Consider the following 21,106-nt stretch of genomic DNA (forward strand, 5'->3'; position numbering starts at 1 on the left):
GCAAGGCCTTGATGTCTGCACCGGCGTGCCAAAACTACCAGTGTTCGCTACGCTGAAGGCTGGTTTCTGGCAATTTCCGCCCATGCGTACACGCCGTCCTGCTGCCGAAGACAGACCCGCCGACGAGTTGTTTCGTTCGCGGCTGGAGAACCAGATCGATCTGCGTCATCCGCTGGCGCGGCTGAGCCAACGGATGCCGTGGACGGCGTTGGAGCAAGCACTTTCATCGCGCTTGCCGGCCACCCAGGCCGGTGGCGGTCGGCCGGCATTGCCGGTGCGGCTGATTGCCGGTTTGCTCTACCTCAAACACGCCTACGACCTGTCCGATGAAGCGGTGTGCGAGCGCTGGCTGGAGAATCCGTACTGGCAGTTCTTCACCGGTGAGGTCGTGTTCCAGACGCGTTTGCCGTGCGATGCCAGCTCGCTGACGCGCTGGCGGCAGCGCCTGGGTGAGGCCGGGATGGAAGAGCTGTTGGCGCACACCATCAACGCCGCGCATGCGATGCAGGCGGTGGACGCACGCGAGTTGTCGCGGGTGATCGTGGACACCACGGTGCAGGAAAAGGCGATCGCCTATCCGACCGACAGCCGTTTGCTGGAGGTGGCACGCAAGAAGCTGGTGTTACTGGCCAAGCGGCACGGCATCGGATTGCGGCAGAGCTACGCGCGGCAAGGCCCGGCCCTGAGCCGCAAGGCAGGTCGGTATGCGCATGCGCGCCAGTTCAAGCGGATGCAGCGCGTGCTGCGACGTCAACGCACAGTGCTGGGACGGCTCGTGCGCGACATCCAACGCAAACTCGATCAGGTAAACACCGGCGTGCGCGAGCGCATCGCTGTCTGGCTGGAACGTGCGCAACGGCTGTACACGCAGCGTCCGAAGGACAAACAAAAACTGTACGCATTGCATGCCCCGGAAGTGGAATGCATCGGCAAGGGCAAGGCGCGTCAAGCGTACGAATTTGGCGTCAAGGTCGGCATTGCGGTCACCGCCTGCAAGGGATTGGTCGTGGGTGCGCGCAGCTTCCCGGGCAACCCGTACGACGGCGATACCTTGGCCGAGCAGTTGGAGCAGACACGCGGGTTGCTGCAGGATGTGAGCGTAGAACCGACGGTGGCGATCGTGGACCTGGGCTATCGCGGGCGCGAAGTCGATGGCGTGCAGGTCCTGCATCGCGGCAAGGCCAAGACGCTGACGCGACGGCAATGGCGCTGGATCAAGCGACGGCAGGCGGTGGAGCCGGTGATCGGACATCTGAAAGACGACTGCAGGTTGCGTCGCTGCAGGCTGAAAGGTGCCCAAGGCGATGCGCTGCACGTGCTCGGCTGCGCCGCTGGCTACAACCTGCGCTGGCTGCTGCGCTGGATCGCGTTTTTGCGTGCCTGGATGCGGGCGATGAGATGGTCATCCTTGAGCACCGTGCCGCTGTCACCGACGGCACTTGGCGCTTGAAGGGGATTTTTCAGGGACGACTAGTTATCCAAACGCATTCGAAGCCGAGCGGGAGTTTGCTAAGACTGGAATTCCAATCTCAGAGAAGAAGCAACGTTCAGCATCTATACGTATAGAAGATTGGCAGTGTGATACGCCCAGGGTTCCGTAGACCCTCAAGACCCTCGTTGCGCGTAGCGCCGTTCAAACTCTACAGGGGACAGGTCGCCAGTTGAATCGTGGCGGCGGTTGGGGTTGTAGAACATCTCGATGTAGTCGAATACCTCGGCGCGAGCGGCGTGCTTGGTGGAATAGGTCCGCCGCCTGATCCGCTCGCGTTTGAGCAGTCCGAAGAAGCTCTCCACGGGTGCGTTGTCGTGGCAGTTGCCACGCCGACTCATGCTGCACACCACGCTATGGGACGCCAGGAAACTGCGCCAGTCATCGCTGGTGTAGACAGACCCTTGGTCCGAATGAACCAAGCAACCAGCGTTGGGTTTGCGCCGCCACACCGCAGACAACAAGGCCTGCACGACCAACTCGGTGTCGGCCCGATCGCGCATCGCCCAGCCGACGACCTGCCGGGAAAACAGATCGATCACAACAGCCAGGTACATCCAGCCTTCATGCGTGCGGATGAAGGTGAAATCGCTCGCCCAGGCCGTGTCCGGCTCAGTCACGTCGAACTGTCGGTCAAGCAGGTTGGCCGCCGCCTTGCACTGCATTCCTCCATGGAAGCGCGGTTTGCGACCATAGCCCACCTGGGCACGCAGTCCCTCGGTGCGCATCAGCCGATGCACCCGATGGCGACTGCAACGCTCACCCAGATCGCGCAGATCCCTGGTGATCTTGCGATGCCCATAGACACTGCCGCTGGCCAGCCAGTGGTGCTTGATCAGTCCAAGCAAGCGCTCATCTTCCTTGGCGCGCTCACTGTTGGGCGAGCACAACCAGGCGTAATAGCCCGACCGGTTGACCCGCAATACCCGGCACATCGCACACACCCTGAATTCCCCACAGTGGGCTTGCATGAAGGCGTACTTTGCCCTTACCCCTTGGCAAAGTACGCGGCGGCCTTTTTTAGGATGTCGCGCTCCTCGGTCACTCGACGCAACTCTGCCTTCAGCCGCCGAACCTCGGCGCTCTGGTCCACCTCGGCGCGCTGCACCACGCCAGGCTTGCCGAACTTGCGCAGCCAGGCGTAGAGGCTGTGCGTGGTGACACCCAGTCGCTCCGCGACTTCTGCCACCTTGAAACCACGATCGGTCACTTGCCGGACCGCCTCGATCTTGAATTCATCCGTATACCGCTTGCTGCTCATAGACACCTCCGAATTGACCATTTTCCATGGCCTTGAGATGTCTAGGAAACCCTGGGCTTATCAGTGGGCGTCTCGTACATCTGACTCTTTTACGAATAGACGGATGTCCGTGGCAGGCCGATTGCGCATGTTCTCAACCAGAAGGTTGAGTGCAATTCCGTCCTTGCCAAACTTGTGCGCTGTGACACGTGATGAAATAAGCGGACTGTTAGAGCGTGTTATGAACTTTGAAAGAGGGTGGCTGCATTTCCAAGCATCAGGATCGTGAAGACGACGAAGTGCAAACCGGCCAAGGTTTCCGGCAATCGCTCGTAGTCGCGTGCCAGCCGTCTGAAACGATTGGCCCATCCGAAGCTGCGCTCGACAACCCAACGGCGCGGCAGCAAGACAAAGCCTTTTTTCGCTTCTTGCAGCTTGATCACGTGCAACTCAATGCCTTCTTCCGTGGCCGCCTGCGCCGGTTCTTGACCGGTGTAGCCCTGATCAACAAAGGCGATCTTGACCGTTTCACCGGTCACGTGTTGTACCTCTTGTGCCAACGATCGGACTTGCGCGCGCTCCTGCTCATTAGCCGGCGTCACCTGGACAGCGAGCAGATGTCCAAGCGTATCGACGGCCATGTGTACCTTGCTGCCTTTCTTGCGTTTATAGCCATCGTATCCAGCACGCGGCCCGCTTTCGCAGGTGGACTGCAGCGTGCGAGCATCGAAAATGACCGCGCTCGGCTGGCCTTTTTTCCCTTGCGCCACACGCAAGAGTGAGCGCAGATCACTGACCATGGCCTCAAAGCAGCCCGCTTGCAGCCAGCGCTGTGTTTGCTGATACACCGCTTCCCAGGGCGGAAAATCGTTGGGAAGCAATCGCCATGGTGCGCCGGCGCGCGCGATCCACCGCAGTGCGTTGAACATCGCGCGTAGCTCATACTTGCGCTGCGGTGCCTGCACGTCCATCAGCGTCAAATAGGGAGCCGCAAAGGCCCATTCTTCGTCGGAAATATCGGTGGAATAAGGCTTACGAGGCTTCATCCGTATACGTTAGCGTGACAAGGGCAAAGTTCATAACACGCTCTAGGGAACTTCTGAACAACGCACTTCAAATGCGCGACACTACACACCTACGTTGAGGAGTCATCCATGCAACTGACGTTTGGTGACGCTGAAGGTTTGGGCAAGCGCAAGCAGACTCGCTGCGAGATCTTCCTGGCCGAGATGGAGCAGGTGGTTCCGTGGAGGCATTTGCTCGGACTGATCGCGCCGCACTATCCGGTGTCGGGGCGGCCTGGTCGACAGCCGTACGCACTGGCGACGATGTTGCGGATTCAATCGTTTCAGAGCGGTTGCCAAAACGTAGCGAGCGGCATTCAAGTGGGTGCGGACGGCGCGAAGGAACCGCAGTGTACGCGTGGGACATGCCGATTCCGAGCACCGGATGCGCCCGCCTGGCGGTCGCGCAGTCGTTTTGTCAGGCTTTCCTGGTATCAAGGTAATAAGCTGCCACCTCACCCTTGATCTTCACCGTCATCGGATTGCCGCGACGGTCGCGCGCCTTGCCGACCTGCACCTTGATCCAGCCCTCGCTGACCGAATACTCCTCCACGTTGTCGCGTTCGACACCGTTGAAGCGCACGCCGACGCCGCGGCTGAGGGCATCGGCGTTGTGGAACGGGCTGCGCGCGTCGATGGCCAGATGATCGGGAGGGGTATCGCTCATGGGGAAGGCGTCATAGCGGCCGGGATGGCCGTCTTCGACCGCACAGGATACGGGCCTGCGCCGTGAAGACCAGCCCCGGCGACGCAGCCGCGCGCCGATCGGTTTGCTTGCGCGGCGCCAAGCCTCACACTTGCGCCTTGCAATCTTTAAGTGAGACCCGCAATGCCCGACAACAGTGCCGACTACGAAGACGACGAAGGCCTGCAGCCCGAGAGCGACGAAGACGATGTCGACGACCATCCGGCGCGGGTGTGGAATTTACTGGTGCTGATCAATCCCGGCGACGAAGACACTGCACTTGCCCAGTTCGATGCCTGGCGCGAGACGCAGGCCGATGAAGGCGGCGATGAAGTCGACGATGCCTGGTTGTGGGCATTGAAGGATGCGATCGACTGGCGCTCGGGTTTCTATGTGGACGGGAAGGACACCGACGCGTTCATTGCTGCCATCGACGAACTCAGTGCGCGCTGGAACCTGCGCATCGACTGGGGCGGGGATCTGGACGACGAAGAATTTTCCCGCGGTCTCAGTGTGCCCGACCTGATGGCGTTGGCATTCGATCGCCTGCGCGAGCACGGCTATTCGCTGTGGAACTGGAACACCGACGGCGACGCGTATTCCGGCTGGATCGCGCTCAGCCGCGACGATGAAGCGATGCTGGCACTGACCTCGCTGCTCGGCGTGGAAGTGCGGCTGGGGAACGAGGCGTTCTGAGAGTTTGGTGATTGGGAAATCGGCAGTGTGGATCGGCAATGCGCAAGAGGGGAAGTGCGGTGCTAAACGCCGTGGCTCTTGTCATTCCCAATCCCTAATCACCACACCTCGCCCCGCGCCTGCGCACGTGCATTGACAATCGATGCCTTGAGCAAGATGCGGTCGGTGTGACGCGAGATCGGGATGGCACCGAGGGCGATCGCCTCGGCGCGTCGCGGAGCAGGCACATCGTAGTGCGCGCCGCTGAGTTTGTTTTGAAAGGCGCGGCGGGGAATGCCCAGCCGCGCCGCCATCGCATGCAGCTCGTCCAGCGTATCGCCTAGCAGATGCGCCCAGCGCTGATCGCGCCACAGATGCACCGCATCGTCAAGGTAGACGGCCACAGATTGGCCTTAGGGCTATTTGCTCTGCTTTTTCGTGCTGCCATCGGTCGCATCTGCGTCATCGGATACGTCCTGCGCGTCGTCGTCGGCGGTGTCGGCAGCGGCATCTTCGGCCGCGTCGCCAGTTTCGGCAGCTGCCTTGGCACCGGTTGCTACGTCGGCGCCGGCCTCGTCGCCAGCGCCGTCTTCATCAGCCTCGTCGTCTTCACCGGCTTCAACGTTCTCGAATTCGGATACCAGCGTGGTCAGGTATTCCTCGGCGGTCTTGCCGTCCTCGGCAGCCAGGTCGTCGATCATCTGCTGCAGCTGGGTCGAGTATTCCAGCGAGATGGTCTTGCCTTCCTTTTCCTGCAGGTTGGCCAGATGCTTGAGCATGGCCAGCATCGGCACCGGATTGTCGGCGCTGCCCATGGTCTGGCCGCCAATCGACAGCATCCACTCGCTGCCACCTTGCAGACCGATCGCGGCCACCACGCGGTCTTCGGCGTCCCGCAATACGGCATGGTTGATGACCTGGGGCGCTTGACCCAGACGGACGATGGGGCGCTGGGGTTGGGACTTCTTGCGCTTGTCGCGCTTGGCCTTGGAATTGCGGGACACGGTGTTCTCGACGCTGTGAATGGCCGGCCATTCTAGAGCGCTTGTGCGTGGTGCCGTTCACGCGACGCTGCCAGGCTCGGCAACGGGGCGACCTCGCTGATCGGTCCTTCCAGCATCCTGCAGGCCTGGGAAGCTGGCACGTCAGCCCACCTGGAGCGTCCTGGAATTCTTGCGCTCACCGTCAGGCGGCGCGGATGGTTGTCAAAAATGGGCGCCTGAGACGGCGCGCTGCACGCAGCCAGCTGACGACTATTCGCCAGGTAACGTTGGCCACGCTTAGCGCTGCTCGGGCGCCTTGCTGACCGACGTACGTGGCGTAGCCGCGGCGGCTTCGGCAGCCTTGGCCAGCGCAGTGGCCGCGGCCAGCTGGGTGCGCGTGGAAACGCGCGGTGCGGCCGGCGCCGCGTCGCTGACAGTGCCCGCTGCCGCAGCCGAAGCAGGCGCCGTAACCGGCGCTCCCACCGCACCCGTCGCAGCGGCACCGGTGGCGGTCGCCACGCTCAGGTCCGGCACATGGGTGTCGGCGTCGTGGGTGGACTTGCCCAGCGTCACGCCCTGACCGGCGCCGTCCAGCGCGGTCTGCTCGGCGTCCTGAGTCATCACCACGATACTGATGCGGCGGTTGATCGGATTCTGCGGATTGGTCTTGTCGAACAGTACCGATGACGACAGCCCCACCACGCGGCTGACCTTGGGATCGGCCATACCGGCGCTCACCAGCGCGCGGCGCGCTGCGTTGGCACGGTCGGCGCTCAGTTCCCAGTTGGTGTAACCGGCATCGCTGCTGTAAGCGGTGGTGTCGGTGTGGCCGGTGATGCTGATGTGGTTGGGCACCTCATTGATGAAGCTGGACAGCTCGCGCAGGATATCCACGGTGTAGGGCTTTAGCTGATCGCGGCCGATGTCGAACATCGGGCGATTCTGCTTGTCCACGATCTGGATGCGCAGGCCGTCGGGGGTTAGGTCGAGCAATAACTGGTCCTTGAACGGCTCCAGCGCCTGGCTCTTGTCGATGGCTTCCTTCAAGTCCTGCATCAGCGTTTCCAGGCGCTGCTTGTCCTTGGCGCGGCTGTCTTCGTTGGTGTCTGTGGCGTTGTCGCGCTTGCGGCCCATTTCGTCCTTTTGCCCCTTGGCCATGTCGGCGGTGCCGCCGAGCTTGATCATCGAGGTGCTGGCGCCGCCTGGGCCGTTCATGCCCGGCGAAGGCGCGGGCGATTTGCCCGACAATGGGCTGGGATTGCGAAAGTATTCCGAGATCGCCGCGCGCTGTTCCTTGGTGGTGGCGGCCATCAGCCACAGCACCAGAAAGAACGCCATCATCGCGGTCACGAAGTCGGCAAACGCCACTTTCCACGCGCCGCCGTGATGGCCGCCACCCTGCACCTTCTTGATCCGTCGGATGACGACGGTGGATTTGCCCTCGGCCATGACTGCGGGCCTACTTGATCGTCTTCAAGTGCGTTTCGAAATTGCCGAAGCTCGGACGCACGCTGGAGGGCAGCGTCTTGCGTGCGAATTCCAGCGCAATCTTCGGGTTGTAGCCACGCAGGCAGGCCAGCAGCGCGGTCTTGACCGCTTCGTACATGCGTCCATCCTGGTCTGCGCGCGCTTCCATCGCCGCCGCGAGCGGTGCCACAAAGCCATAGGCCAGCAGGATGCCGAGAAAGGTGCCAACCAGCGCGGCGCCGACATGATGACCGATCTCTTCGATCGGCCCGCCGATCGAGCCCATCGTGATCACGATGCCTAGCACCGCCGCCACGATGCCGAAGCCGGGCAGGCCGTCGGAAACCTTGCTCAAGGCATGCGAGGGCGCCATCGCCTCGTGGTGATGTTTTTCCAGTTCCAGTTCGAGCAGCGGCTCTAGCTCGTGCGGCTCGATGTTGCCGCCGGTCATCAGGCGCAGGCAGTCGGTGATGAAGTCCAGCAGGTGATGGTCGGCAAGCACCTTTGGGTAGTTACCGAAGATGGTGCTGTCCTGCGGCTTTTCGACGTGATCTTCCAAGGCCATGAAGCCGTCGCGGCGGGCCTTGTTCAACAATTCGTAGACCAGGCTCAGCGTGTCCCTGTAGTCATCGGACTTGTACTGCGGGCCCTTGAATACGCCCAGGACGCTGCTGAAGGTTTCCTTGACGATCTTGGCCGGTGTGCTGACCAGGAAGGCGCCCAGCGCCGCACCACCGATGATCAACAGCTCGTACGGCTGCCACAGCGCACCCAGTTTTCCATGCGACAGCACATAGCCGCCGAGGACACTGACGATGACGACGATGAAGCCGATGATGATGAGCATGGCGCAGCCAGAAGCAAACAGAGGTTGCTGTTGTTTCGGCTTGCGCGGCGGATTCTTGAAGCGCGCGGTGTGAAGATGTGCGCTGTGACTGAACGATCAGCCGATTGTCGCTGCAGCTTCATGCACGTAAAGGACCGGCCGCGCCGTCGGCCGATGACAGCGAGAGCCTTGGGTCGGCTGCGGTGATGCCTTGTCGTCGCATTGGGCCAGCACGCAGATGCCTGCAGTGGCGTCGTCTTTGGTAGTTGCCACAACGTCTTGCCGCAGACATCAGGCCGGCTGCGCTTCGGCACCACCGCGCTGCAATGGGTTGGGCAGCGTTTGGCCGTTTTCGGTAAAGCCCAGCGACACCGAATTGAGGCAGTGGCGCTCGCCGGTCGGCGGCGGGCCATCCGGAAACACATGGCCTAGGTGGCTGTCGCAGCGCGCGCAGACGATTTCGGTGCGGATCATGCCGTAGCTGATATCGCGGATCTCGCGCACATGGGCCGGATCATAGGGCGCAAAGAAGCTCGGCCAGCCGGTACCGGACTCGAACTTGGCGCTGGAGCGGAATAGCGGTAACCCGCACAAGCGGCAGGTGTAGACACCGTCCAGCTTGTTGTCCAGGAACACCCCACAGAAGGGCGCCTCGGTGCCATGTTGCAGCAGCACGCGCTGTTCCTCGCCGCTGAGCCCGGCGGTCAGCGCATCGCGTTGGGCGGGGGAAGGAGGGGTCAGATCGAACTGGCTCATAAGGCTCTCGCATACGCTCGCCCGCGGGGTGCCGACGCCTGCCCCCAGTGATGTGGGCGGCGGGCGCATGGTTCAATCTGGCCGCGCCGCAAGCCCCTCTCCCGCGGAAGGGGTTGGGGTGAGGAATTGCCTGAGAAGGGAGGAGTCAGGCGGGGGGGCAGCGGAATTGCGTCTTCGCGCTGCAATAACCTAACGAAAGCGTTCATCCCGTAGCCGACTCCCTGCATTGCTGCCGCACGCTGGCGCCCCCATCGAAGTAGGACTCCTCGATCACTTAAGGTGCTTGTCATGGCGACCTATTCTTCAATGCGCGGTTTGCTGCTGTGCGGCCTGCTGACCATTGCCGGTACCGCGGTGGCGCAATCGGCAACCGGTACGCGTTCGTCCAATACCCTGCAGCCCGTTACCACGCCGACTCCGGTGCAGCCCATCGTCACGGCGCCGCGTGCCGTCCAGCCGGCCGCGGCCAGCACGCCGGTTCCGTCGCAGCTCGGTCAGCGCCAGTCTGCTCCGACCATCCCGACCCGCGGCCCGGCACAGACCCCCGTTGCGCCCGTCGGCAGCCAGGTCGCGCCGGCCACCGCACCGATGGTCTACGACCGCAACGGCCGCTTGCTGCAAGGCATGCAGCCGGCCGGTGCCAACCGGGTGCTGGACACCAAAACCGGGCGTTACTACGACGCAGTCCCGGCCGGTGATGGCATGCGCGTGGTGCGCTGAACGTTATTCGACGAATGCGGCAGGAAGGCTGGCGACCGCTGCGGATCGCTGGCGACGCGCAGCCGGCCTGGACTCGCGCACATGCGGCATGGTCGGCAAGGTGCTGCCGAGCAGTTTGCGATACGACGCCATCTGGCTGATGCGCGCCTTGAGCGGGTAATCGAAATCGCCCGAAACCGGGTGGCATTCCAGCACGATGGGGAGCTTGAGCGCGGCGCGACGGAATTCTTCGAAGATGTCGCCGGATTTGTAGGCCAGACTGATTTCAATGAACACCAGCAGGCTTGCTTTGAGAGAGTGCGGGTCCAGTCGCGTGTAGTAATCGGCGATGGCGCCGCCGCGCTCCAGCCGTCGCACGCGCTCGGTGCAGGGAGTGGTCGACAGGCCGATGCGTTCGCCCAATTCGGTAAAGGTAATTCGCTCCTCCTGCTGCCGGATGCGCAGGATCTTGCGGTCGATCTTGTCCGGTTCGCGCAGGCGGGCAGCCATGGGGTCTGTCTCCACAAGGTGTGACAGGAGGTTTCACGGCAAAGGCGTGCCGATTTCCGAAATGGCACTGCCTGGCTCGCAATATACTGCGCCCGACCGTCTCCCCCGGCGCTTGGTTGTGGGGGAATATCTTTTCCAGGAGAACGACATGCGTGTGCTCATTCTCGGTAGCGGCGTCATCGGCACGACGACTGCGTGGTATCTGGCGCAGGCCGGCTGGGAGGTCACCGTGGTCGACCGTCAGCCAGCGGCGGCGCTGGAAACCAGCTACGCCAATGCTGGGCAGCTGTCGTTCGGTTACACCTCGCCCTGGGCAGCGCCCGGCGTGCCCGGCAAGGCGATGAAGTGGTTGTTCGAACAGCATGCGCCGCTGTCAATCCGGCCCACCCGCGACCTGCGCCAGCTGGCGTGGCTGAGCCAGATGTTGCGTAACTGCACTGTCGAGCGGTATGCGGTGAACAAGGCGCGCATGGTGCGCATGTCCGACTACAGCCGCGATTGTTTGAACGAGCTGCGTGCCAGCACCGGCATCGAGTTCGAAGGCCGCCAGCTTGGCACCACCCAGTTGTTCCGCACCCAGCAGCAACTGGATGCTGCCGCGCAGGACATCGAAGTATTGACGCAGTATGGCGTGCCGTATGAGTTGCTGAGCCCGGCGCAGATAGCGCAATTCGAACCCGGCCTGGCTGGCGGTGGTGCGCAGATGGCCGGCGCCTTACGCCTGCCCGAAGACCAGACCGGCGACTGCCGGCTGTTCACCCAACGCCTGGCTGAGCTGGCCGCGCAGGCCGGTGTGGAATTTCGCTATGGGCAGCAGATCGAGCGACTTGAGCACGATGGCCGCCGCGTCACCGGCGTGCAGATCGATGGCCGCATCGAAACCGCCGACCGTTACGTGCTGGCGCTAGGTAGCTATTCGGCCGACCTGCTGCTCTCGCTGGGCCTGCATCTGCCGGTCTACCCGCTCAAGGGCTATTCGCTGACGATTCCGATCGTCGATGCGCAACGCGCGCCGACCTCCACGGTGCTGGACGAGAGCTACAAGATCGCGCTCACCCGTTTCGACGAACGCATCCGCGTCGGCGGCATGGCCGAGGTGGCCGGCTTCGATCTGTCGCTGCCTCCGCGTCGTCGCGCCACCTTGGAAATGGTGGTCAACGCTCTGTTTCCCGGCGGTGGCGATCTGGCCCGGGCCGAGTTCTGGACCGGCCTGCGCCCGGCCACGCCAGATGGCACACCGGTGGTCGGCGGCACGCCGTATGCCAATCTGTTCCTCAATACCGGCCACGGCACCCTGGGCTGGACCATGGCCTGCGGCTCGGGCCGCTATCTGGCCGACGTGATGCAGGGCCGCCCGCCCGATATCGATAGCGAGGGCCTGGACGTGTTCCGTTACCTGTCGCCACGCAGCGCCCGCACGCAGCAGGAGGCCGCGTAGTGCGCCCTGCGCAAGCGTCGATCGATTTGAATGCATTGCGTCACAACTACCGTCTGGCCAAGCGCCTGGGCGGCAGTAAGGCCTTGGCGGTGGTCAAGGCCGACGCTTATGGCCACGGCGCGGTGCGCTGCGCACGGGCGCTGGACGGCGAGGCCGATGGCTTTGCGGTGGCGTGTATCGAAGAAGCTCTGGAGCTGCGTCAGGCCGGCATCCGCGCACCGATCTTGTTGTTGGAAGGCTTCTTCGAGCACGACGAGTTGCGCCTGATTGCCGAGCACGATCTGTGGACGGTGGTGGCCACACCACAGCAGGTGCGTGCGCTGGCCGATTTCCAGAGCCCGCGTCCGTTGCGGGTGTGGTTGAAGTTGGACAGCGGTATGCACCGGTTGGGCCTGTCGCCGGAAGATTTTCGTGCGGCGTGGTTGCGTTTGCGCGGGTTGCCGCAGATCGCTTCGATGGTGCTGATGACCCACCTGGCGCGTGCCGATGAACTGGAGTGCAGCCGCACCGACGAACAGGCCGTCGCCTTCGCCTTGACCGCTGGCGGGATGCGTGCGGAAACCAGTCTGCGCAATTCGCCCGGGCTGCTCGGCTGGCCGGCCTTGCGCAACGATTGGTCGCGTCCGGGGCTGATGCTGTACGGCGCAAACCCGTTCGCGCGGGAAACCGACACCACCGCGCAACTGCTCCCGGTGATGACGCTGCGCTCGCGCATCATCTCCGTGCGCGAACTGCCAGCCGGCGAGCCGGTCGGCTACGGTGCCCGTTTCGTAGCCGAACGGCCGACCCGTGTCGGCGTGGTGGCGATGGGTTATGCCGACGGTTATCCGCAGTTCGCGCCCAACGGCACGCCGATGCGGGTGGATGGCCAGGTCTGCCCGTTGATCGGGCGCGTGTCGATGGACATGCTGACCGTGGACCTGACCGATCATCCGCAGGCCCAGATCGGCGCCAGCGTGCAGTTATGGGGCGAGGCGCCGCGTGCGAGCCCGTTGGCTGCGCAGTGCAACGTCAGCGCGTATCAACTGTTGTGTGGACTCAAGCGCGTGCCGCGGGTGTATGTGGGTGAGGGTGAAGCAGGCTAGGGTTGACGTGGTAAATCGGTTAGAAACTGCACGCTGTCGTCGCGGTGCGATGCGTCGAATCACAACCGAGTTGATGTTCCGGCGACGCCAGCGCCAACCCATCACAACCCAGCAGTACTGCGATCGCCCCGGAATTGCTTGCGCACCCAGTCATCGATCATTGCTTTTTCGAAGCGCAGCGGGTCGCTGTCGGTCAGTGGCGGTCCGCTCATCAGAAAGGCTGAATCCACCAGCTTGCGTTCGCCCTGATCGATCACCCGGCCGTCGGCCCCGGTCAGCGTGTACGTGAAGCTCAAACGCGGCGGGTAGATGTCCTTGACAACGCGCACGTTTTGCATGCGTGGTCCATGCCAGGGCTCGTACTGGCCGGCGCGGCGGATGTTGGTAATGGTCACGCTCAGGTGCTGGCTGTCTGGTAGCTGCCGCGCAGCGCTCTGCTGAAAATGCGTTGCCAGTTGGGTCACCCAATCGCCACGTTGCGCTTCCCAGCGGTTGCCGCTGAAGCGCACTTCAGAGAATTGAGCGGGGTCGGTCCAGCACACATCGACCTTGCCATCGCTGCGCAGCGCGCGTTGCGCTTCGGGGTCGGTGACGTTGTGCACTCGGGCCTGCACACCGGCCGCCGCGGGCAGTCCTGCCAGCAACAGGCTGGCCCCGGAAAGACTGTAACGTTTCATGCAAAACCTCCAAGCGGAAGGTACGCGGCGTACCGGGCGTTCCAGCAGTGTGGGAGTGCGCCCGGTCGCCCGCAACGCTTGGCGCGCCAGGGCTCGCAAGCGTGTTGCCGCGCGGTTAATTCGCATCGGCCAGGCCGTGACGGTGGGTTCACAGCGCCTGCGCCCGCGCTTCACGGCATAGTCCAGAAGATCATTCGCATGGGCACCCACTCTTTCCGCACAAAGTCAGCTTCTTCGGCGCCGGCACACATGCCGTCGGACGTGCGCCTGCAGTTTATCGACTGGGCGAAACAACACGGTCATAACCCCGCCACCGGCGCTGCAACATTTGTGGCCCTGCAAAGCGATGTGGATCTGGATCTGGCCACGCGCGCGCTGCGTCTGAAGCCGGGCACCGATGCGCGTGATGCGCTGCGCGAGCACTTGGCCGCGCTGGCGCGTCAGCTCGATGTCGCTGTGCAGTTCCCGCCGGTTTATATCTACACCGCTGCCAATGGCCTGGATTACCGCTATTCGCTGATGCTGGTGATTGCTGAGGATTGCGTCGAGTGGACTTGTCGGGTCTGGCAGGACCTTGACTATCAGGGAATGCTCACCGGCCGTGGACAGTGTCCGCGCGCCAACTATTCACAACTGGCGCGGATGGCGCTGGAACACGAGCTTGATCAGGAGCGCCCGCGTTATGTCCAGGCATGAATTCGAATTGCAGCTGCTGCTGGGCGCGCAGATCGCCAGCGGCCAAGACGGCTTCAGTCAGCGCTGCCGCAGCGAATGTGTCGAGCTGGGGCTGCCGCGGGTGCGCCTGTTGTTGCTGGACGCCGACGACGTACGTTCTAGCGCCTGGCGCCAGGAAGCACAGCGCTGGATGGACGAGCAACTGCGCCGCCAAGGCGAGTGGGTGTTCCGCGGCGTGATCGCCGGAATCGTGGTGTCGGCGGCCTGCATTGGCTTGGCCGCTGCGAGCTTGTGGTGAAAGACGGGCCGGTCGAACGCCCGGCTGGCGGCAGCGTGAGCCGGGTCAGACTCCTGTGCACCCGCTGACGACATCAAGCATGGTTTTATCCGCTCGTCATCCGCACTGGCATTATCCGTGGCCCCCGATTTGAGCACCTCGACCCCCAGTCCCGACCCGGCCACTGGCCTTCCCGCGGCTATCGCGCAGCCATTCCTAGACCAGGGGATGTACCACGAGATTTTCCATAACGTAGACGCAGGTTTCTGCGTCATCGACATGGTGTTCGAGGGCGACCAGGCGGTCGATTACGTCATTCGCATGACCAATGGCGCGTTTGAGCGCTATACCGGTCTGTCCAACGTGGTGAATGTGTCTATCCGCGGCATGCTCGCCGAGCATGAGCAGGAGTGGTTCGACCGCTACGGCCATGTCGCGCGCACCGGTAATCGCATCCACTTCGAAATGCAGGCCAGGGCGCTGCGCCGCTGGTATTCGGTAGATGCGTTCCGGGTCGGAGAACCGGACCAAGCGCGGGTCGCGGTGCTGTTCATGGACATCACCGAGCGCAAACGCGTCGAGCGCGAACTGGCCGAGAGCGAAGCGCGTTTCAGCGCGCTGGCCGACGGCCTACCGATGCCGGTGTGGGTGCTGGACGCGCAAGGCGTGGTGCGTTTCGTCAACAGCGCCTATGGTGAATTCTTTGGTCTGGATATTTCCAGCGGCACGGTATCGGCGTGGAGCGAGTTGCTGCATCCCGACGACTTGCCGATTTTCCAGTTCGAACTTGCCGCTTCACTGGAAGAACAACGCGGCCTGCGTGCGCTGGTGCGCGCACGTCGCCACGATGGGCAGTGGCGCTGGATCGAAATGACCGCCACGCCGCGCTATTCGGCCGATGGCCGGTTTATCGGCCTGGCCGGTAGCAGCCCGGATGTGACCGAGCAGCGCGAAATCGAACTGGCGCGCGAGCAATTGCTTGAATCGGAGCGCAGCGCGCGCAGCGAAGCTGAGAGCATGGCGCGGCTGAAGGACGAATTCCTGGCTACGCTATCGCATGAATTGCGCACGCCGCTGACCACGATCCTGGGTTGGAGCGAATTGCTGCTGCAGCGGGTCGAAGAGGGCCATCCCAACTACAAGGGCCTGTCGGTGATCGCCAGCAGCGCACGTGCGCAGAAGCGGCTGATTTCGGACATGCTCGATCTTAGTAGCATGCTGCTGGGCAAGGTGCAGCTGGAAGTCGAATCGCTGGATCTGGCCGAGCAGGTGCGCGAAGCCTTGACCACCCAGGAACTGGCGGCCGAAGGCAAGGACCAGGTGCTGGAGTTGCATGTGCCGTCCACGCCCTGCCTGGTGCTCGGCGACGCCACGCGCCTGCAGCAGGTGCTGTGGAATCTACTTTCCAACGCAATCAAGTTCACCCCGGCGCACGGCCGTATTGACGTCAGCATCGAACGCGACGACGGCCATCTGCTGGTGGCCGTGCGCGATTCCGGCGACGGCATTGCGGCCGAATTCCTGCCGCATCTGTTCGGGCGTTTTCGCCAGGCCGATGGCACCACCACGCGCCAGCACGGCGGCTTGGGTCTGGGCCTTGCGATCGTGCAGCAGCTGGTGGAAATGCACGGTGGCCAGGTCGGTGCGACCAGTGGCGGCCGCGGCAAGGGCGCGACATTCACCGTGCGCCTGCCCGAACATATTCCCGACCAGGCCAAACGCCCGCGACGCGAACTGCGGCGGCGCCTGATGTCCGAGCAGATCGTCGAAGCGCGCGCGCTCAACGGCCTTCGTCTGCTGGCGGTTGAAGATCAGCCGGACATGCTCGATTATCTACGCCGTCTGCTCGAAGAGCAGGGCGCCGAAGTGATCACTGCCGGCAGTGCTACCGATGCGTTGGCGCTGATCGATCATCGCGGTTACGCACGCTTCGATCTGATCCTCACCGATATCGGCATGCCGGGCATGGATGGCTATGGGTTGATCCGTACCGTGCGCGAAAACATGGGTCTGGATGCCACTGCACTACCGGCTGTGGCAGTGACCGCGCTAGCCCGCGACGATGATCGCAAGCGGGCGCTGGACTCTGGCTTTCAAGAGCATCTGGCCAAGCCGTATAGCGTGGCGCAGTTGGTCACCGCAGTGCGTGCAGCGCGCGAATCGGTGGAGTGATGCACGTGCGGCGCGAATGCCGCGCAATTGCAGGTACAGCATAAACACGCAGTTTGCTGCGTCTTTCACGCACACTGGCCTAGCGTGGCACGCTCCTGTGGTGGAGATGTCACGATGCCGAAATACGCCCCGCATGTTTATTCGGAACAGGTACAGATCGCCACGCTTGAGCACTGGGTGTCCTTGCTCGATGGACAGGAACGCGTGCGCATCGAACTCGATGACGGCAGCATGATCAGCGGCACGGTTGCAGTGCGTCCGAGTATCCAGACCTATCTCGATGATCAGGACAACGAAGGCTTGAACGGGCAACTGCGTCTGGATCAACTGGATGCCTCGCAGGAGCCGCAGTGGATCTGGATGGATCGGATTGTGGCGGTGCACCAGCTGTTGTTGGGAGCCGATCCGCAAGTCATGCCTTGAGGCCGGTGTGTTGACGGTGTGTTTACTTCTCACCGTCGTGCTGTCGGCATGATGACCGACTGTCGCAACCGTTCAGGATTCCTCGCAATGAATGCACCCGTGTTGAAGTTCGCTCGCTGGCCGCTGTCGTTGATGGTTGTCGCCTTTCTTGCCGCGTGCGGCGATACCGCCACGCTGGCCATCGAACAGGGTACCGGGCCAAATCCGCAATTACCCCAGCCGGTCAAACGTGTGATCCCTACTGTCAAGGTGGCGCCGGTCAAGCGCTGGGCCGCAAACGCCAAGCCCATCGCTGCCGATGATCTGCAGGTCAACGCTTTTGCCCTCGACCTGGATCACCCGCGCTGGCTATATGTGCTGCCCAATGGCGATGTGTTGGTGGCCGAGACCGCCGAGCCGCCGAAGCCGGAAGGTGCCGAAGGCGACAGCGGTCTGCGCAAGAAAGTGCAGGGCGCGATGATGAAAAAGGCCGGCGCCGTGGTGCCCAGCGCCAACCGCATCACCTTGTTGCGCGATGTCGATGGCGACGGCGTTGCCGAGGTGCGCACGCAATTCATCAGCGGCCTATTTTCGCCGTTCGGCATGGCGCTGGTCGGTGATCGTTTCTATGTCGCCAATGCCGATGCGCTGGTGAGCTTTCCCTACAAGCCCGGCGATACGCATATCACCGCCAAGCCGACGCTTGTGGCCAATCTACCCGGCGGCCTCAACCATCATTGGACCAAGTCGCTGCTGGCCAGCCCGGACGGCAGCAAACTGTACGTGGGCGTCGGCTCCAACAGCAACGTGGCCGAGAACGGCATGGAGGCCGAACTCAACCGCGCGGCGATCCTGGAGATCGACCCGGCCACCGGCAGCAGCCGCGTATTCGCCAGCGGCTTGCGCAATCCGGTTGGCACTGCATGGGAGCCGCAGAGTAAATCGCTGTGGGTGGTGGTCAACGAGCGCGATGAAATTGGCAGCGACCTGGTGCCGGACTACTTGACCTCGGTGCGCGACGGCGGCTTTTATGGTTGGCCGTACAGCTATTACGGCCAACACGTGGACGAGCGGGTCAAACCGCAAAACGCCGAGCTGGTGGCCAAGGCAATCAAGCCCGATTACGCGCTGGGCCCGCACACCGCCTCGCTCGGTTTGACGTTCGCCAGAGGCAGCTTGCTGCCGGAACGTTTCCGCCAGGGCGCCTTTATCGGCCAGCACGGCTCATGGAATCGCGATCCGCCCAGCGGCTACAAAGTACTGTTCGTCCCGTTCGTCGATGGCAAGCCCAGCGGTACGCCGATCACGGTACTTGATGGATTTCTGGATGCCGAAGGCAATGCCCAGGGACGTCCGATAGGCGTCTTGCCTGACAACAGCGGCGCGCTGCTGGTAGCCGATGACGTGGGCAATGTGATCTGGCGCGTGACGCCGAAAACGCGCTGAGCGCGGCTGGCACACGCACTGGGCAAGTGTGTCCAGTGAGTCTGAGCGAGGTTGCCGGTGAGAGCTCAGGACTGCGATGCGTGCCTGCTGCGAGCGCTCATCGGCTGGGTCGCGTAGCAGACGCGTCACTCGCTGAAGGCACGCATTCGAACAACGAAAAACCGGTCGTATACCCGGTTTTTTCACATACGTCGCTTATGTGCATCTGTGAGGCAAGCCAATCAACGCGGCGCCTCTGGCGATGCGCTGAAGCGGCGTGCATATCCGCGCTCTTCGGTAATGCGGCTGATATCGTCGTCAGCCATTTCCGGTGCGCCGTAGACCGCGTAGGCCACGCTGCCGTTTTCGCGCTCGCCCACCTGATGCAGGCGGTAGCGGGGCCGGCCGGCCCCGGTGTTTTCGGGGTAGTGCATCGGTGGCGGCGTGTCGTCCAGATCCATTTCGCTGTTATCGACAACTCCACCCACGAATAGGGCTCGCATCGCGTCTCTCCGGTGTGGGGGCTGATTTCAGCCTAGGTGGGCGGATGTTGCGTACGCATCAATAGTCCGTACAGGCATTGGAAGACATTCGGCTGGAGTCCCTAAAGTCGACAAACCCCTCCTTTCCTTTTGACGGCGCGGCGGGCAACCGGCAGCGGTCCCTTACAATGGCGGCCTGTTCCTTACCCGATGATGTGATGGCTGGCCCGCACGATGCCCCGCTTCAAGCCCTGTTCCTGCCCTTCGCCCAAAGCGTGCTGCCGTGGCCCCAGGGGCCGGTGCTGTTCCTGCGCGCGCGCGACGGTTTCCCGTTGCGCGAGCGGGCCACTGCCGACACGCTGACCTGCGAGCAGAGCTTTCGCCCATTCGCCGAGGCGCTGGAGCGCAGCGGTTGGACCGTGCGCGAAGAGAGCGAGATCGAGGCCGACAGCACGCGCTACGCGTTGGTACTGGTGTTGCCGCCGCGTCAGCGCGAAGAAGCGCGTGCGCTGTTTGCGCGTGCAGTGGCGCTGACCGCGCCGGGTGGCCGGGTGGTCGCCTGCCAGTCCAACAACGAGGGCGCGCGCTCAGGCGAAGCTGATCTGCGCCAGCTCACCGGCTTGGCCGGCAGCCTGACCAAGCATCACTGCCGCACCTCTTGGAGCCTGCCGCTACCTGCCGACACCGATGTCGCGCTGCAGGCGCGCTGGGCGGTGCTGGATGCGCCACGCAAGATTCTGGATGGGCGCTTCATCAGCCGGCCCGGCGTGTTTGCCTGGGACCGCATCGATCCTGCATCCGCCTTGCTCGTCGAGCATCTGCCGGCCACGCTGGCCGGGCATGGTGCCGATCTGGGCGCAGGCTTCGGCTATCTGTCGGCCGAAGTGCTTGCACGCTGCCCCAAGATCACTGCGCTGGATCTGTATGAGGCCGAGGCGCGTGCGTTGACGCTTGCGCAGCGCAATCTGCAGGACATCGCGCATCCGGCGCAGCTGCAATACCACTGGCGCGACGTCACCGCCGGCCTGGTGGCGCAGTACGACTTCATCGTCAGCAATCCGCCGTTCCACACGCCCTCGCGTGCGGACCGCCCGGATATCGGTCGGCGCTTCATTTCCGCGGCAGCGCAGGCGTTGCGCCCCGGAGGGCAGCTGTTGTTGGTTGCCAATCGGCATCTGCCGTACGAAAAAGTGCTCAACGAAGGTTTCGGCCAGGTGCGTGTGGCCGCCGAGCGCGACGGTTTCAAGCTGATCTTTGCCACACGCGGCCGTGGAGCGCACGTATGAAGCTGGTCAAGCACATTGCCAATCTCGGCTATGGCAGCCGCAAGCAGGTCACCCAGCTGTTCCGCCAGGGCGCAGTCACCGATGTGCAGGGTGAGGTGTTGTATGCCGACGACCAGGTGGAGCACGACGCGATCCGCATCGACCGCGAGCCACTCGATCCGCCACCGGGTTTCAGCCTGCTGCTGCACAAACCCAGCGGCTACACCTGCTCGACCAAGGACACCGGCCGGCTGATCTACGAACTGCTGCCAACGCGCTTCCGTTCGCGTGCGCCGGTACTGGCGCCGGTGGGGCGGCTGGATCGCGAGACCAGCGGCATGCTGCTGATGACCGACGACGGCGCGCTGTTGCACCGGATCATTTCGCCCAAATCCGCGCTGGACAAGGTCTATGAGATCACGCTGGCCGACGATTTGCGTGGCGATGAAGCCGCGCTGTTTTCCAGCGGCACGCTGCTGTTAGAAGGCGAAACCAAACCACTGCTGCCGGCCGAACTGGAAGTGCTCGGCCCACGTCAGGCACGCTTGACCTTGCACGAGGGCCGCTACCATCAGGTGCGGCGTATGTTCGCTGCCGCCGGCAATCATGTGGCGGCGCTGCACCGCAGCCGTATCAGAGGGCTATCGCTGGATGCGCTGCCATCGGGGCAGTGGCGCGCGTTGGAAGCAAGCGATCTGGAAGTGTTGTTCGGGCCGTCTATATTCTAAAGATCGATCCGTACAGCATGTATTTTTGATTAACCCTTGCCTCGCTCTACTTCCATAAGCTCCCTGCTCCCGAATGCTGGACTAGG

Annotated in this window: 23 protein-coding genes, 1 other RNA gene and 1 pseudogene; 13 read left to right on the forward strand and 12 right to left on the reverse strand. The window is 63.2% G+C overall.

Annotated elements, in window-relative coordinates; all coding sequences use genetic code 11:
* The first annotated feature begins 82 nt into the window (after nt 1–82).
* Complete coding sequence (locus PD885_RS03400; protein WP_065975201.1) at nt 83–1,450, forward strand: IS5 family transposase; 1,368 nt, start codon at nt 83–85, stop codon at nt 1,448–1,450.
* 155 nt (nt 1,451–1,605) lie between these two features.
* Here the strand turns inward: PD885_RS03400 and PD885_RS03405 are convergent.
* Both PD885_RS03405 and PD885_RS03410 read right to left on the reverse strand, forming a co-directional pair.
* Nucleotides 1,606–2,750 (reverse strand): IS3 family transposase gene (locus tag PD885_RS03405; protein WP_088056656.1). Its coding sequence is split into 2 segments (ribosomal slippage): nt 1,606–2,513 and nt 2,513–2,750, totalling 1,146 coding nucleotides; the frame shifts between segments, so codons are not numbered across the junction.
* A gap of 218 nt (nt 2,751–2,968) precedes the next feature.
* Nucleotides 2,969–3,775, reverse strand: coding sequence for an IS5 family transposase (locus PD885_RS03410; protein WP_002801519.1), 807 nt, complete (start codon nt 3,773–3,775; stop codon nt 2,969–2,971).
* Nucleotides 3,776–3,883: 108 nt separating this feature from the next.
* Between PD885_RS03410 and PD885_RS20430 the strand changes: the two are divergent.
* Nucleotides 3,884–4,081 (forward strand): annotated as a pseudogene (locus PD885_RS20430) (transposase); the annotation flags it as partial.
* A 3-nt stretch (nt 4,082–4,084) separates the two neighbouring features.
* On the opposite strand, the gene PD885_RS03415 reads toward PD885_RS20430, so the two are convergent.
* Together PD885_RS03415 and PD885_RS03420 are read right to left on the reverse strand one after the other, a co-directional pair.
* A non-coding RNA gene (locus PD885_RS03415) (sX9 sRNA) lies at nt 4,085–4,160 on the reverse strand.
* A 51-nt stretch (nt 4,161–4,211) separates the two neighbouring features.
* Nucleotides 4,212–4,460 carry a DUF3297 family protein gene (locus PD885_RS03420; protein ID WP_002814172.1) on the reverse strand — a complete coding sequence of 83 codons (249 nt, stop codon included), beginning with the start codon at nt 4,458–4,460 and terminating at the stop codon, nt 4,212–4,214.
* 162 nt (nt 4,461–4,622) lie between these two features.
* Here PD885_RS03420 and PD885_RS03425 point away from each other — a divergent pair, with 162 nt between their 5' ends.
* Entirely contained in the window at nt 4,623–5,174 is a 552-nt protein-coding gene (locus PD885_RS03425) for a DUF6630 family protein (protein WP_002814170.1), read from the forward strand.
* 98 nt (nt 5,175–5,272) lie between these two features.
* Here PD885_RS03425 and PD885_RS03430 read toward each other — a convergent pair whose 3' ends face one another.
* From PD885_RS03430 to msrB, 5 genes are all read right to left on the reverse strand, one after another.
* A complete protein-coding gene (locus tag PD885_RS03430; protein ID WP_002814168.1) occupies nt 5,273–5,557 on the reverse strand; it encodes a DUF4031 domain-containing protein in 285 nt (94 codons plus the stop codon).
* Between the two features lie 15 nt (nt 5,558–5,572).
* Complete coding sequence (locus tag PD885_RS03435) at nt 5,573–6,157, reverse strand: hypothetical protein (protein WP_002814166.1); 585 nt, start codon at nt 6,155–6,157, stop codon at nt 5,573–5,575.
* 276 nt (nt 6,158–6,433) lie between these two features.
* Nucleotides 6,434–7,585 (reverse strand): flagellar motor protein MotB, encoded by a 1,152-nt coding sequence (motB, locus tag PD885_RS03440; RefSeq protein WP_002814164.1) that lies wholly within the window; start codon nt 7,583–7,585, stop codon nt 6,434–6,436.
* A 10-nt stretch (nt 7,586–7,595) separates the two neighbouring features.
* Complete coding sequence (motA, locus tag PD885_RS03445) at nt 7,596–8,450, reverse strand: flagellar motor stator protein MotA (RefSeq protein ID WP_002814163.1); 855 nt, start codon at nt 8,448–8,450, stop codon at nt 7,596–7,598.
* 270 nt (nt 8,451–8,720) lie between these two features.
* Nucleotides 8,721–9,185, reverse strand: a complete 465-nt coding sequence (gene msrB / locus PD885_RS03450) for a peptide-methionine (R)-S-oxide reductase MsrB (protein ID WP_002814161.1) — start codon at nt 9,183–9,185, stop codon at nt 8,721–8,723.
* Between the two features lie 288 nt (nt 9,186–9,473).
* Here msrB and PD885_RS03455 point away from each other — a divergent pair, with 288 nt between their 5' ends.
* A complete protein-coding gene (locus PD885_RS03455; RefSeq protein ID WP_040763019.1) occupies nt 9,474–9,905 on the forward strand; it encodes a superantigen-like protein SSL4 in 432 nt (143 codons plus the stop codon).
* A 3-nt stretch (nt 9,906–9,908) separates the two neighbouring features.
* Here the strand turns inward: PD885_RS03455 and PD885_RS03460 are convergent, their stop codons facing one another.
* Nucleotides 9,909–10,394, reverse strand: a complete 486-nt coding sequence (locus PD885_RS03460; RefSeq protein WP_002814157.1) for a winged helix-turn-helix transcriptional regulator — start codon at nt 10,392–10,394, stop codon at nt 9,909–9,911.
* A 148-nt stretch (nt 10,395–10,542) separates the two neighbouring features.
* On the opposite strand from PD885_RS03460, the gene PD885_RS03465 reads away from it, so the two are divergent.
* Complete coding sequence (locus tag PD885_RS03465) at nt 10,543–11,832, forward strand: D-amino acid dehydrogenase (RefSeq protein WP_088056657.1); 1,290 nt, start codon at nt 10,543–10,545, stop codon at nt 11,830–11,832.
* Nucleotides 11,832–12,917 carry an alanine racemase gene (gene alr / locus PD885_RS03470; protein ID WP_002814155.1) on the forward strand — a complete coding sequence of 362 codons (1,086 nt, stop codon included), beginning with the start codon at nt 11,832–11,834 and terminating at the stop codon, nt 12,915–12,917. Before PD885_RS03465 ends, alr begins: the two co-directional genes overlap by 1 nt.
* 101 nt (nt 12,918–13,018) lie before the next feature.
* Here the strand turns inward: alr and PD885_RS03475 are convergent, their stop codons facing one another.
* Entirely contained in the window at nt 13,019–13,594 is a 576-nt protein-coding gene (locus PD885_RS03475) for a DUF3016 domain-containing protein (RefSeq protein ID WP_002814154.1), read from the reverse strand.
* A gap of 249 nt (nt 13,595–13,843) precedes the next feature.
* Between PD885_RS03475 and PD885_RS03480 the strand changes: the two genes are divergently transcribed.
* The 5 genes from PD885_RS03480 (at nt 13,844) to PD885_RS03500 (ending at nt 18,566) form a co-directional block, all read left to right on the forward strand.
* Nucleotides 13,844–14,290, forward strand: a complete 447-nt coding sequence (locus PD885_RS03480) for a hypothetical protein (protein ID WP_002814153.1) — start codon at nt 13,844–13,846, stop codon at nt 14,288–14,290.
* Nucleotides 14,277–14,567: a hypothetical protein gene (locus PD885_RS03485; RefSeq protein ID WP_002814152.1), complete on the forward strand. Its 291-nt coding sequence runs from the start codon at nt 14,277–14,279 to the stop codon at nt 14,565–14,567. The genes PD885_RS03480 and PD885_RS03485 overlap by 14 nt, the downstream gene beginning before the upstream one ends.
* A 117-nt stretch (nt 14,568–14,684) precedes the next feature.
* Nucleotides 14,685–16,718 (forward strand): hybrid sensor histidine kinase/response regulator, encoded by a 2,034-nt coding sequence (locus PD885_RS03490; protein ID WP_167699508.1) that lies wholly within the window; start codon nt 14,685–14,687, stop codon nt 16,716–16,718.
* 114 nt (nt 16,719–16,832) lie between these two features.
* Nucleotides 16,833–17,141, forward strand: a complete 309-nt coding sequence (locus PD885_RS03495; RefSeq protein ID WP_002814149.1) for a DUF3247 family protein — start codon at nt 16,833–16,835, stop codon at nt 17,139–17,141.
* An 87-nt stretch (nt 17,142–17,228) separates the two neighbouring features.
* Nucleotides 17,229–18,566 carry a PQQ-dependent sugar dehydrogenase gene (locus tag PD885_RS03500; RefSeq protein WP_002814146.1) on the forward strand — a complete coding sequence of 446 codons (1,338 nt, stop codon included), beginning with the start codon at nt 17,229–17,231 and terminating at the stop codon, nt 18,564–18,566.
* A 221-nt stretch (nt 18,567–18,787) separates the two neighbouring features.
* Here the strand turns inward: PD885_RS03500 and PD885_RS03505 are convergent, their stop codons facing one another.
* Nucleotides 18,788–19,048 (reverse strand): hypothetical protein, encoded by a 261-nt coding sequence (locus PD885_RS03505; RefSeq protein WP_087946524.1) that lies wholly within the window; start codon nt 19,046–19,048, stop codon nt 18,788–18,790.
* Nucleotides 19,049–19,245: 197 nt separating this feature from the next.
* Here PD885_RS03505 and PD885_RS03510 point away from each other — a divergent pair, with 197 nt between their 5' ends.
* Both PD885_RS03510 and PD885_RS03515 read left to right on the forward strand, forming a co-directional pair.
* Nucleotides 19,246–20,313 (forward strand): class I SAM-dependent methyltransferase, encoded by a 1,068-nt coding sequence (locus tag PD885_RS03510; RefSeq protein WP_002814142.1) that lies wholly within the window; start codon nt 19,246–19,248, stop codon nt 20,311–20,313.
* Nucleotides 20,310–21,020, forward strand: coding sequence for a pseudouridine synthase (locus tag PD885_RS03515; protein ID WP_088056658.1), 711 nt, complete (start codon nt 20,310–20,312; stop codon nt 21,018–21,020). The genes PD885_RS03510 and PD885_RS03515 overlap by 4 nt, the downstream gene beginning before the upstream one ends.
* Nucleotides 21,021–21,106 lie beyond the last annotated feature (86 nt).

Origin of the sequence: Xanthomonas fragariae, assembly GCF_900183975.1 — a bacterium.
Lineage (GTDB): Bacteria > Pseudomonadota > Gammaproteobacteria > Xanthomonadales > Xanthomonadaceae > Xanthomonas > Xanthomonas fragariae.